This is a genomic window from Variovorax sp. PDC80 (genome assembly GCF_900115375.1).
Lineage (GTDB): Bacteria > Pseudomonadota > Gammaproteobacteria > Burkholderiales > Burkholderiaceae_C > Variovorax.
In genome coordinates this window covers 239,363-250,624 of the sequence record NZ_FOWG01000010.1, presented here as the reverse complement: position 1 = coordinate 250,624, position 11,262 = coordinate 239,363, and the positions used below count along the sequence as shown (strand labels likewise).

The 11,262-nt window shown below is 70.4% G+C and carries 12 protein-coding genes; 11 read left to right on the top strand and 1 reads right to left on the bottom strand.

Going from position 1 to position 11,262, the window contains the following annotated elements; genetic code table 11:
- Window positions 1-105 precede the first annotated feature (105 nt).
- The 9 genes from BM109_RS27400 to BM109_RS27360 are packed head-to-tail and all read left to right on the top strand — an operon-like array spanning window position 106 to window position 8,542.
- Window positions 106-1,032, top strand: coding sequence for a Bug family tripartite tricarboxylate transporter substrate binding protein (locus BM109_RS27400; RefSeq protein ID WP_177239479.1), 927 nt, complete (start codon window positions 106-108; stop codon window positions 1,030-1,032).
- A 17-nt stretch (window positions 1,033-1,049) separates the two neighbouring features.
- Window positions 1,050-2,246 carry an acyl-CoA dehydrogenase family protein gene (locus tag BM109_RS27395; protein WP_093349845.1) on the top strand — a complete coding sequence of 399 codons (1,197 nt, stop codon included), beginning with the start codon at window positions 1,050-1,052 and terminating at the stop codon, window positions 2,244-2,246.
- On the top strand, window positions 2,243-2,911 hold the full coding sequence (locus BM109_RS27390; RefSeq protein WP_177239478.1) for a CoA transferase subunit A: 669 nt from the start codon (window positions 2,243-2,245) through the stop codon (window positions 2,909-2,911). The genes BM109_RS27395 and BM109_RS27390 overlap by 4 nt, the downstream gene beginning before the upstream one ends.
- Window positions 2,908-3,564 (top strand): 3-oxoacid CoA-transferase subunit B, encoded by a 657-nt coding sequence (locus BM109_RS27385; RefSeq protein WP_093349843.1) that lies wholly within the window; start codon window positions 2,908-2,910, stop codon window positions 3,562-3,564. The genes BM109_RS27390 and BM109_RS27385 overlap by 4 nt, the downstream gene beginning before the upstream one ends.
- A 35-nt stretch (window positions 3,565-3,599) precedes the next feature.
- On the top strand, window positions 3,600-5,246 hold the full coding sequence (locus BM109_RS27380) for a thiamine pyrophosphate-dependent enzyme (RefSeq protein WP_093349840.1): 1,647 nt from the start codon (window positions 3,600-3,602) through the stop codon (window positions 5,244-5,246).
- A 20-nt stretch (window positions 5,247-5,266) separates the two neighbouring features.
- The gene (locus BM109_RS27375; protein WP_093349838.1) at window positions 5,267-6,247 is read left to right on the top strand and encodes an acrylyl-CoA reductase (NADPH); all 981 of its coding nucleotides are present in this window, start codon (window positions 5,267-5,269) and stop codon (window positions 6,245-6,247) included.
- Between the two features lie 9 nt (window positions 6,248-6,256).
- Window positions 6,257-7,129 (top strand): LysR family transcriptional regulator, encoded by an 873-nt coding sequence (locus tag BM109_RS27370; protein WP_093349835.1) that lies wholly within the window; start codon window positions 6,257-6,259, stop codon window positions 7,127-7,129.
- A gap of 46 nt (window positions 7,130-7,175) precedes the next feature.
- Window positions 7,176-7,955 (top strand): aldolase, encoded by a 780-nt coding sequence (locus BM109_RS27365; protein ID WP_093349833.1) that lies wholly within the window; start codon window positions 7,176-7,178, stop codon window positions 7,953-7,955.
- A 56-nt stretch (window positions 7,956-8,011) separates the two neighbouring features.
- Entirely contained in the window at window positions 8,012-8,542 is a 531-nt protein-coding gene (locus tag BM109_RS27360; RefSeq protein ID WP_093349829.1) for a helix-turn-helix domain-containing protein, read from the top strand.
- A gap of 12 nt (window positions 8,543-8,554) precedes the next feature.
- Here BM109_RS27360 and BM109_RS27355 read toward each other — a convergent pair whose 3' ends face one another.
- Window positions 8,555-9,484: a LysR family transcriptional regulator gene (locus tag BM109_RS27355; RefSeq protein WP_093349827.1), complete on the bottom strand. Its 930-nt coding sequence runs from the start codon at window positions 9,482-9,484 to the stop codon at window positions 8,555-8,557.
- 143 nt (window positions 9,485-9,627) lie between these two features.
- Here BM109_RS27355 and BM109_RS27350 point away from each other — a divergent pair, with 143 nt between their 5' ends.
- Both BM109_RS27350 and BM109_RS27345 read left to right on the top strand, forming a co-directional pair.
- On the top strand, window positions 9,628-10,314 hold the full coding sequence (locus BM109_RS27350) for an RraA family protein (protein WP_093349824.1): 687 nt from the start codon (window positions 9,628-9,630) through the stop codon (window positions 10,312-10,314).
- Between the two features lie 35 nt (window positions 10,315-10,349).
- Complete coding sequence (locus BM109_RS27345; RefSeq protein ID WP_093349822.1) at window positions 10,350-11,252, top strand: amino acid ABC transporter substrate-binding protein; 903 nt, start codon at window positions 10,350-10,352, stop codon at window positions 11,250-11,252.
- The last annotated feature ends 10 nt before the right edge of the window (window positions 11,253-11,262 follow it).

Genomic DNA, 11,262 nt, shown 5'->3' with positions numbered 1-11,262 from the left:
CATATGGGACATATTCATCCCACGTTCCGAGGTATCCACATGCGAATCTCTCCCTTGCTCAAGTCCCTGGTCTGCGCCGCATTCGCCGCGACCGCTGTCACTTCGATGACCGCTTCGATGGCCGCGGAGGCCTGGCCCACGCGGCCCGTGCGCCTGGTGGTCGGCTTCCCGCCGGGCGGGCCGACCGACATCGTGGCGCGCATCGTCGGCCAGTCGCTGTCGAAGGAGCTGGGGCAGCCGGTGATCATCGAGAACCGCGGCGGCGCGGGCGGCACCGTGGCCGCCGCCTACGTCGCGAAGCAGAAGCCCGACGGCGACACGCTGATGCTCACGGCCGAGTCGGTGCAGACCCGCGCGGCGGCCGTGTTCCGCAAGCTGCCCTACGACCCGGTGGCCGACTTCGAGCCCATCGGCAAGTTCGCGAAGCAGCGCGTGCTGATGGTGGTGAACCCCGCGCTGGCCGCGAAGGACGTGAAAGAGTTCGTCGCCTATGCCAAGGCCCATCCCGGCGAGCTCAACTACAGCGCCACTTACAGCGCATCCTCGCACTTCGGCGGCGCGCTGTTCGGCGTGCTCAACGGCGTCGACCTCACGCTGGTGAACTACCCGGGCGGCGGCCAGCCCATCACCGACCTGATGGCGGGCGTGGTGCAGGTCGGCTTCTTCACCGAGTCCACCGTGGCGCAGCAAGTGCAGGCCGGCAAGCTGCGCGCCCTGGCCATCGCGGCCGACGAGCGTTCGGCGCTGTTCCCGCAACTGCCCACGCTGCAGCAGGCCGGTGCCGCGCGCATGGACATCTCGCCCTGGTTCGGCCTCGTGGCGCCCGCGAAGACGCCGCCCGAGATCATCGCCAAGGCCTCGGCCGCGCTGACCCGCGCGATCGCGAGCGAGGACTTCGAGAAGCGCCTCGCGCCGATCGGCGCGGTGGCCATCAAGGGCTCGACGCCCGCGTCCTTCGCGGCCGACATCAAGAAGGAAATCGACTACTGGAAGAAGTTCGTGAAGGACTCCAACTTCCCGATCGTCGATTGAGACGGAAGGCGCTGACCATGAGCTTCTTCGACGAACTGGACAGCGGCCTCACGGCACGCGAGCTGGCGCTGGTGCGCGACACCGAGCGCTTCTGCACCGAGGTGCTCGCGCAGGCGCGTTCGCGCGGCGAGCCCTGCGAACGCACGGTGATCGCCCAATGGGCCGCGCTGGGCATGCTCGGCCTGCAGGTGCCGGAGGAGGGCGGCGGCTTCGGCGGCTCCTTCCTCTGCAAGGTCCGCATCGCGCAGACCATGGCGGGCCACGGCTTCGCCGCGGCCTTCTGCCTCAACAACATGCAGGGCATGGCGACGCGCCTGTGGCGCCACGGTTCGGCAGTGCAGAAGGAACGCCTGCTGCCGGGGCTGCTGGCCGGCCGGCTGATCGGCGCGCCCGCGATGTCGGAACCCACGGCCGGCAGCGACCTCACGCAACTGCGTTCGCAGGCCGTGCGCACCGAGGGCGGCTGGCTGCTCGACGGCACCAAGGCCTGGGTCAGCAACGGCGCCATCGCCAACCTGCTGATGGTGCTCGCGCGCACCACCGCGGCCGATGGATCGCAGGCGATCGCGGGCTTCCTGGTCGAGCCCGAGGCCGGCAAGACCTTCGCCGCGACGCCGCATGAGCTGCCGGGCGCGATGGAATTCAGGCTCGCCGAGATCCGCTTCGCGCAGCACTTCGTTCCCGACTGGGCGCTGATCCACGCCCCCGGCGAAGCCTTCCGCGCCTCGATGGAAGCCATCAACGCGGCGCGCGTGCACGTGGCGGCCATGTGCACGGGCTCGCTGCATGCGGCGCTGTGCACGGCCGTCGCGTACTGCGGCCGGCGCACCGCGTTCGGCCAACCGCTGCTCGCGCACCAGGGATTGCAATGGGCACTCGCGGAGGTCGCAGCCCGTCTCGAGGCCGCCAATGCGCTCGTGGTGAAGGCGGCGCGGCGCATCGATGCCGGCACCTGCAGCCCCGAGCTCGCGGCCAGCGCCAAGAAGATCGCGGTCCAGACCGCCACCGAGGGCATCGAGCAGTGCATCCGCGCGATGGGCGCCGTGGGCGCCACCGCGCCGAGCGGCCTGGTCGCGCTCGCCTCCGAAGTGCGGCTCGCGGCCTTCGCCGACGGCAGCACCGAGATGCTCAACGACCGCATCGGCCGCGGGCTCGCCGCGGCCTATCCCTCGGCGCCCGCCGCAGACGAGGAACAAGGAACGAAGCAACCATGAGCCTGAGACATGTGGTGGTCGACAGCGCCGCGCAGTCCCTCGAGGGCCTGCGCGATGGCGCCACGCTGCTGGTCGGCGGGTTCGGCGGTGCCGGCCTGCCGCGCGCCATCATCCAGGCCGTGCTGGCGCTGGGCGTGCGCGAGCTCACCGTGATCTCGAACAACGCGGGCGCCGATGCGGACGACCTGTCGCTCTGGTTCACGGCCGGCATCGTGCGCAAGATCGTCTGCTCGTACCCGCGCAGCGCCAAGGCCTTCGCCGTGGCCTACCGCGCCGGCACGGTCGAGCTCGAGCTGGTGCCGCAGGGCACGCTGATCGAGCGCATCCGCTGCGGCGGCGCCGGCATCGGCGGCTTCTATTCGCCGGTGGGCATCGGCACCGTGCTGACCGAGGGCAAGCGCGTGGAGCGCATCGACGGGCGCGACTACGTGCTCGAGAAGCCGCTGCGCGCCGACTTCGCGCTGCTCAAGGGAAGGCAGGCCGACACCATGGGCAACATCGTCTACAACAAGACGGCGCGCAACTACTCGCCGGTGATGGCCACCGCGGCCGACACGGTGGTGTTCGAGGTCGACGAGATCGTGCCGGTCGGCGGCCTCGATCCCGAATGCATCGTGACGCCCTGCATCTTCGTCGACCGCGTCTTCCTGGGAGATCGGGGATGAACAGACTCACCCGCGAACAACTGGCCGCGCTGGCGGCCTCGCAGCTGCCGCCGCGCAGCTTCGTCAACCTCGGCATCGGTTTTCCGACGCTGGTGTCGGACCACATCACCGCGGCCTCGGGCGTGGTCACCCACAGCGAGAACGGCATCCTGCACATCGGGCCGCGGCCGGCGCCGGGCGCGGAAGACCGCGACCTGATCAACGCGGGCAAGACACCCGTCACCATCCTGCCGGGCGGCTCCTACTTCGACACCGGGCTCTCGTTCGCGATGATGCGCGGCGGCCATCTCGACATCGCCATCCTCGGCGCCTACCAGGTCAGCGCGCGCGGCGACATCGCCAACTGGAGCATGGGCCTCGACGGCTCGGCGCCGCCGGCCGTGGGCGGCGCGATGGACCTGGCCGTGGGCGCGAAGTCGATCTGGGTGCTGATGGAGCACCAGACGAAGGAGGGCGAGTCGCGCATCGTCGAGGCCTGCACCTTCCCGCTGACCGCCGTGGGCGTGGTGCGCCGCATCTTCACCGACCTGGCCGTGATCGAGGTCGAGCCCGACGGGCTGGTGGTGAGCCGCATGGTCGACGGCCTCACGTTTGAGCGGCTGCAGGCATTGACCGCCGCGCCGCTGCGCCTGGCCGGGTCTCTCCTCGCATGAACGCACAACCACTTCGCCTCGAACCCGATCCATCCATGCCATTCCGCGTCGCCGACCTCCTTGCCGACAGCCTCGCCCTTCACGGCGTGCAGCGCGCCTTCAGCGTGCCGGGCGAGAGCTTTCTTCCCTTGCTCGATGCGCTGTACGGCCGCGAGGACTTCGATCTGGTGACTTGCCGCCACGAAGGCTCGGCCAGCCTCGCGGCGGCGGCCGATGCGCGGCTGACGGGCATGCCGGGCGTGGTGATGGTGAGCCGCGGGCCGGGCCTCGCGAACGCCACCATCGGCATCCACGTGGCCTCGCAGGAGGCGCTGCCGCTGGTGGTGCTGGTCGGGCAGGTCGACCTGCCGAACCTGGGGCGCGACGCGGTGCAGGAGATCGACGCGGCGCGCCTGTTCGGGCCGATGGCGAAGTGGACCGCCCGCATCCACCTCGCGTCGCAGGCCGCGGAGACCCTGGCGCGCGCCTTCTCGACCGCGGCCAGCGGCACGCCGGGCCCGGTGATCGTCGAGCTGCCCGAGGACCTGCTGGCTCAGGAAATCCCCCGATGCGCCGCCACGCGCTTCGGGGTCGCGCGGCCCGAACCGTCGATGCAGGCGATGGAAGACGCCGCCGCGCTGCTCGCGCGGGCCGAGCGGCCGGTGCTCATCGTCGGCGGCGAAGCCTGCGCCGATGGCGCCTTCAGGCAGGCACTGGTCGCGCTCAGCGAGGCCTGGCAATTGCCGGTCGCGGTCACGAACAAGAACCAGGACCTCTTTCCGAACACGCATCCGCACTGGCTCGGGCAGCTGGGCTTCTTTCCCTCCGCCGTCCACACGGCGCTGTTCGCGCAGGCCGACCTCATCGTGGGCATCGGCACGCGGCTCGGCGACGTGTCGACGCAGGGCTTCACCGTTCCGCGCCAGTCGCCCGACGCGCAGCAACTGCTGCACGTGTATCCCGATGCCGGCGCGATCGGTCGCCACTTCGCGACCACGCTCGGCGTGGTGTCGACCGCGCGCGCCTTCGTGGACGCGCTGCTGCGCATGACGCCGTCGCCCATCGACCGCAGCGAATGGCTGCGTGCGGGCCTGCATGCGCGCGAGGCCGCGCACGGCTGGAACGAAGCCCGCGTGCCCGCGCAGGACGTGCTGGGCCATGTGATCAACGCCGTGCGCGGCGCGATGCGCGACGACACCATCCTCACGACCGACTCGGGCAACTTCGCCGCCTGGGTGCATCGTGCGCTCCGGCTCGGGCCGTCGAACCGCCTGCTCGGCTCGGCCTGCGGTGCCATGGGCATGGGCGTGCCCGCGGGCCTGGCCGCGGGCCTGCGCCATCCACAGCGGCAGGTGATCGCCTTCTGCGGCGACGGCGGCTTCCTCATGAGCGGCAACGAGCTCGCGACCGCGGTGGACCGCGGCATCGACCTGAAGATCGTCGTCGCCAACAACGCCTCGTACGGAACGATCCGCTCGTTCCAGGAGCGCGCCTATCCGGGCCGCGTCAGCGGCACGGACCTGCGCAACCCCGACTTCGCCGCGCTCGCCCGGGCCTTCGGCGCCGCGGGCCATGTGGTGCGGCATGCGGACGAGGCCGCGCAAGTCATGGCCGAGGCGCTGGCCGTGCGCGGCCCGACCGTGATCGAGGTGCGCTGCGCCACCCACTATGCGCTGGCCGACTCGCTGCGGTCGGCCCTTTGAAGACGAACCCAAGGAATCCCATGTTCAACGCGATCCACCTGACCCAGCAGGACGGCAAGACACTGGCCGCCGTGAAGGCCCTCGAGGCCTCGGCGCTGCCCGAGGGCGACGTCACGGTCGACGTCGAGTTCTCGAGCCTCAACTACAAGGACGCGCTCGCCATCACCGGCCGCGGCCCGATCGTGCGCCAGTGGCCGATGGTGCCCGGCATCGACTTCGCGGGCACGGTCGGCGAGAGCACCTCACCCGAGTTCAAGGCCGGCGACCAGGTGATCCTCACGGGCTGGGGCGTGGGCGAAGGCCATTGGGGCGGGCTGGCGCAGCAGGCGAGGGTGCCGGCCTCTTACCTGGTGGCGATGCCGGCGGGCCTCACCAGCCGCCATGCGATGGCGATCGGCACCGCGGGCCTGACGGCCATGCTGTGCGTGCTCGCGATCGAGCGCGATATCGCGCCGCAGGCCGGCGAAGTGCTGGTGACCGGCGCCAACGGCGGCGTGGGCAGCTTCGCCGTCAGCCTGCTGGCCAGGCGCGGCTTCCGCGTCGTGGCCGCCACGGGCCGCCCGCAGGAGGCCGCGCGGCTGAAGGCCCTCGGCGCGCACGAGGTGATCGGCCGCGAGTCGCTGTCCGCGCCGGGCAAGCCGCTGCAGAAGGAGCGCTGGGCCGCGGTCGTCGACTGCGTGGGCAGCCACACGCTGGCCAATGCCTGCGCCGCCACGAAGTACGGCGGCGTGGTCGCGGCCTGCGGGCTGGCGCAGGGCATGGACTTCCCGTCCACCGTCGCGCCCTTCATCCTGCGCGGCGTGACGCTCGTGGGCATCGACAGCGTGAAGGCCGAGCTGCCCCGGCGCCTGGAGGCCTGGACCCAGTTGCAGCGCACGCTGGGCGCGGACGAAACGCTCGCGATGACCGCGACCATCGGCCTCGCGCAGGCGATTCCCGCCGCGCAGGAGCTGATCGACGGCAAGGTCGCCGGGCGGCTGATCGTCGACGTGAACGCCTGAACGGATCGCGTGGACGCCCTCGACCGCCAGTTGCGGTACTTCCTCAAGATCGCGAACCTGAAGTCGCTCTCGCGCGCCGCCGAGGCGCTGGACCAGACCCAGCCCGGCCTGAGCCGCCAGCTGGCGACGCTCGAGAGCTGCCTCGGCCAGCCGCTGTTCGTGCGCAACGGGCGCGGCGTGGAGCTGACGGAAGCCGGCCGCGGCCTGAAGGAGAAGACCGAGGCCGCCTACCGCAGCATCGACGCCGCGGTCGACTGCGTGCGCAAGCACGACGGCGTGTCGCAGGGCACGGTGCGGGTGGCGGCGGTCCATACCCTGAGTTACTACCTGCTCGGCGAGATCGTGGCGCGCTTCTCGGCCGAATGCAGCGACGTCGCGCTGTCGCTGATGTGCCGCAGCTCGTCGGACGCGGCCGAGCTGGTGGAGAACGGCAAGGCCGACATCGGCCTGGTCTACGACACGGCCGTCGCCTCGCAGACGCTGGACACGCGGCCGCTGTTCGACGACGAGATGTGCCTGATCGCCACGCGCGACAGCGCCCATGGCGAGACCATCGACCTCACGGAGGAGCGGCCGCGGCTGGTGGCTTTTCCGGCCCACTATGCGCTGGGCAAGATGGTGCGCCAGGGCAGCTTGAAGCTGCCGATCGTCGCCGAGGCCGAGACCGTCGACACCCTGGTCAAGCTGGTCGCCGCGGGCATGGGCGCCTGCATCCTGCCGACCCGCATGCCCGACAAGCTGCTGCAGGACAACGACCTGCGCAAGGTCCGCATCGAGCGACCGCTGATGCGCCGGCGCGTGGTCGTGATCACGCGCGCGGGCAAGCCGCAATCGCCGCTGGTCCAGCGGCTGGTCGACATGGTGCTGGCGGCCGTGCCCTGAACGCCGCGCCTTTTCCTTCTATCCCCCACCTTCTCTCCATCGAACCATGACCCCAGAACTCCGCAGCAAGGAATACTTCGACGAGCGCGCCACCCGCGAGATGGCGCAGCACCTGGCGGGCGCGCCGCGCACGATGAAAGAGACGCTGGCCTATGCCTGCCGCATCCTCGCGATGACCGGGCAAGAGGCCGGGCTCGCGGGCCAGATCAGCGCGCGCTCGGAACGCCCCGGCGCCTACTGGACGCTGCGCTTCGGCCTCGGCTTCGACGAGGCCACGCCCGAGGACTTCATCGAGGTCGACCAGGACCTCGAAACCCTGACCGGCATCGGCATGCCCAACCCCGCCACGCGCTTCCACCTGTGGGTGTATCGCGCGCGGCCCGATGTCCAGTCGATCGTCCACACCCATTCGCCCTGGGCCTCGGCGCTCGCGGCCGCGCGCCAGCCGCTGGTGATCTCGCAGATGGACATGACGCCGCTGCACGAGGACTGCGCCTTCCTCGGCGAATGGCCCGGCGTTCCGATCGCCGACCAGGAGGGCGTGATCATCTCGGGCGCGCTCGGCAGCAAGCGCGCCATCGTGCTCGCCCACCATGGCTACCTCACGGCCGGCCAGACCATCGAGGAGGCGACCTACCTGTCGGTCTACCTCGAGCGCGCCGCGCGCATGCAGATCCGCGCCCAGGCCTTCGGCCCGCTGACGCCGGTGGACGACGTGCTCGCGCGCGAGGCGCACGACTACCTGCTCAAGCCCTCGATCGTCAACGCCACCTTCGACTACTGGTGCCGGCAGACCCGTGGCGCCCCGGCGCCGCTCGACTGCTGAGCCCCCGGGCCCCGCGGCGCCGACGCTAAGATCGACCGCATGGACACCACAGACACATGGCGCTGAATCTCAAGTTCCTGCGGGTGCAGAGCGGGTTGACGCTCGAGCAATTGGCCAGCGACTCCGGACTCACGCGCAGCTACCTGTCGAAGGTGGAGCGTGGCATCTCCAAGCCGTCCATCGAGTCGGCGCTGAAGATCGCGAGTGCGCTGGGCGTCACCGTCGAGAACCTGTTCGGCCGCTCCACCGTGGCCGATGCCGTGTCCATCGTGCGCGCGCCCGCGCCGTCGGAGGAAGAGGCCCGCACCTACATGTCGCTGGTCGCCGGCGTCAGCCAGGGCCGGCTGATGCGCGCCTTCGTGCTGCGCCCCGGCGAGCGCGCAGGCGGCCACAGCAAGATCATGAGCCACCACGACGGCGAGGAGATCCTCTACGTGCTGACGGGCCGCATCGAGCTGCAGATCGGCAACCGCAAGGAGATGCTCAACGTGGGCGACTGCGTGCAGTTCGACTCCACCATCGCGCACAAGCTGCGTTCGGTCGATGGGGAGGATGCGTCGGTGCTGGTGGTGATCGTCGCGAAGTAGCGGCGGCCTCGCCTACTTTCTCGCCACGGACTTCCGCGCCCCGCCGCCCGCGCCCAGCGCGGCGGCAATGGCGACGATGCGCTCGACCATCGGATCCCGCGTCCTCGCGCTCCATGCGACCGCGATGGTCACGACGTCGACCTGTTCCTTCAAGGGCTTGATCGCGACCCGCTCGCCGCCGAGCTCCTGCAGCCCCAGCGGCACCAGCGCGATGCCCTGGCTGCAGCCGACCATGGCGATCTGCGAGGTGACCGAGCGCGATTCGTGCAGGATGCGCGGCGTGAAGCCGTGCGCGCGGCAGGCCGCGACGATGCCGTCGAAGAAGCTCGGGCTCACCGCGCGCGGGAACATGATGAATTCCTCGTCCGCCAGCTCGCGCAGCGCGATGGTCTTGCGCGCGGCCAGCGGGTGCCACGCGGGCAGGGCGACGCCGAGGCGCTCGGTGCGCAGCGGCCGCGCCTGCACCCCTTGCCCCGCGTCGCCCTCGATGCGCGCGAAGGCCACATCGATCACGCCCTCGTCGAGCGCGAGCAGCGCCTCGGCACTGTCGATCTCGATCACCGAGATGCTCGCGTCCGGCACCTCGGCCTTCAGCTGCTCGATCACCGCGGGCAGGGGACTGGCCATGGCCGTGGTGATGGCGCCGATGGTCAGCATGCGCCCGCGGCCGCGCAGCGCCTCCTGCACCGAGACCTCCACGCGGTCCATCTGGAACACCAGCTTCTTCACGGCCGGCAGGATGGCCGCGCCCTCGGGCGTGAGCTGCACGCCCTTGCTCGAGCGCTCGAAGAGCCGGACCTTGAGCGCGGCCTCCAGCACCTGGATCTGCTCGGTGAGCGGCGGCTGCGACATGCCCAGCCGCGCCGCGGCGCGCCGGAAGTGCAGCTCCTCGGCGACCACCGAGAAAAGGTAGAGATGGCGGAGCAGGCGGAAGTTGATCATCGATAGGCCGAGCGTATCAAGTTCTTCCCGTCTTGCGAATGGACGTATCGCACCCGGCCCCGGAACATCGGCTTTCCCTTGCACCCGTGAACGCCATGACGGACCCGATCGCCTCCCTCGGCGCCACCAGCCCCTGAAAGACCATGACCACCGACGCCCAACGACTCTCCCGCCTCGCCGACCTGGACACCAACACCGTGTCCGACGCGCTGGACTTCCTCGAGCTGCCCGGCGCCACGGTGGGCCTGCGTCCGCTGTGGCAGTGCCCGACGATCGTCGGCCGCGCCTCCACCATCCAGCTGGCGCCCAAGCAGGCCAGCGGCGGCCTGACGGTGCATCCCATCACCAGCGTGATCGCCGAGAGCCAGGGCGACGACCGGATCCTCGTGATCGCCGGCGGCATCGAGGGCGTCTCGTGCTGGGGCGACATCGTCGCCAATGCCGCCACGATGAAGCACATCCGCGGCACGGTGATCGACGGCTTCAGCCGCGACATCGAGGGCAGCGAGGCCATCGGCTACCCGGTGTACGGCCGCGGCGTGACCATGGTCAGTGCCCGCAACCGCCTGGTACAGACGGGCTCGGGCGCGCCCGTGAAGGTCGCGGGCGTCGAGGTCGCGCAGGACGACTTCGTGATCGCCGATCGCTGCGGCTGCGTGTTCGTGCCGGTCGCGCGCATCGACGAGATCCTCGACATCGCGGAACGCACCGCCGCGAAGCAGGCCGGCATGGTGGCGCGGATCCGCGCCGGCCAGTCGGTGGCCGAGGCCATGCACGACAGGCACTTCGCGGCGGTGATGGACGAGCGCCAGCCCGCCGAGGCGCGATAGCCCGATCCGCATCGTCCAGTCCTCCGAGGTACTCCATGAGAAAAATCGCAATCTTCCTGGCGGCCGCGCTTGCGCTGGGCAGCGCCGCCGAAGCGCCGGCCCAGACCCTCGAGCGCATCCGCAGCACGGGCGTGGTCACGCTCGGCGTGCGCGACAGCTCGCTGCCGATGTCCTATGTGCTGGGCAGCGACCAGGCCGTGGGCTTCCAGGTCGACATCTGCCAGCGGATCGTCGCCGCGATCAGGAAGCAGCTGAACCTGCAGAAGCTCGAGGTCCGCTACCAGGTCGTGACCTCGCAGAACCGCGTGCCGCTGGTGAAGAACGGCGCGGTCGACCTCGAGTGCGGCTCCACCACCAACAACCAGGCCCGCCAGCAGGACGTCGCCTTCACGCTCACCACCTACATCGAGGAGGTGCGCATGGCGGTGCGCGCCAGCTCGGGCATCCGCTCGATCAAGGATCTCGAAGGCAGGACCGTGGTGGCGACCACGGGCACGACCTCGGTCCAGCATCTGCGCCGCAACAGCCGCGCCACCGGCCTGAAGTTCAACGAGATCCTCGGCAAGGACCACGCCGAGAGCTTCCTGATCCTCGAATCGGGCAAGGCCGACGCCTGGGTGATCGACGCGGGCCTGCTCAATGCGTCGATCGCCAATGCGAGGAATCCGGCCGACTTCGCCGTGGTGGGCGAGGTGCTCAACACCGAGCCGCTGGCGATCATGCTGAGCAAGGACGACGCGCCGCTCAAGGCGCTGGCCGACCGGACCCTGCGCGACATGATGCGTTCGGGCGAGATGAAGACGCTGTGGAACAAGTGGTACGCCGAACCCATCCCGCCGCGCAACGTACGGCTGAACATGGCGCCGCCCGCCGCGCTGCAGAAGCTCTGGCAGGACCCCAACGACCTGCCGATGGAAAGCTACGCGGCCGCGCGATAGACCGCCACAC

Coding starts and splice junctions, on each gene's coding strand:
- BM109_RS27395 (WP_093349845.1), top strand. CDS start 1,050: ATGAGCTTCTTCGACGAACTGGACAGCGGCCTCACGGCACGCGAGCTG.
- BM109_RS27390 (WP_177239478.1), top strand. CDS start 2,243: ATGAGCCTGAGACATGTGGTGGTCGACAGCGCCGCGCAGTCCCTCGAG.
- BM109_RS27355 (WP_093349827.1), bottom strand. CDS start 9,484: ATGATCAACTTCCGCCTGCTCCGCCATCTCTACCTTTTCTCGGTGGTC.
- BM109_RS27400 (WP_177239479.1), top strand. CDS start 106: ATGACCGCTTCGATGGCCGCGGAGGCCTGGCCCACGCGGCCCGTGCGC.
- BM109_RS27375 (WP_093349838.1), top strand. CDS start 5,267: ATGTTCAACGCGATCCACCTGACCCAGCAGGACGGCAAGACACTGGCC.
- BM109_RS27360 (WP_093349829.1), top strand. CDS start 8,012: ATGGCGCTGAATCTCAAGTTCCTGCGGGTGCAGAGCGGGTTGACGCTC.
- BM109_RS27345 (WP_093349822.1), top strand. CDS start 10,350: ATGAGAAAAATCGCAATCTTCCTGGCGGCCGCGCTTGCGCTGGGCAGC.
- BM109_RS27385 (WP_093349843.1), top strand. CDS start 2,908: ATGAACAGACTCACCCGCGAACAACTGGCCGCGCTGGCGGCCTCGCAG.
- BM109_RS27380 (WP_093349840.1), top strand. CDS start 3,600: ATGCCATTCCGCGTCGCCGACCTCCTTGCCGACAGCCTCGCCCTTCAC.
- BM109_RS27365 (WP_093349833.1), top strand. CDS start 7,176: ATGACCCCAGAACTCCGCAGCAAGGAATACTTCGACGAGCGCGCCACC.
- BM109_RS27350 (WP_093349824.1), top strand. CDS start 9,628: ATGACCACCGACGCCCAACGACTCTCCCGCCTCGCCGACCTGGACACC.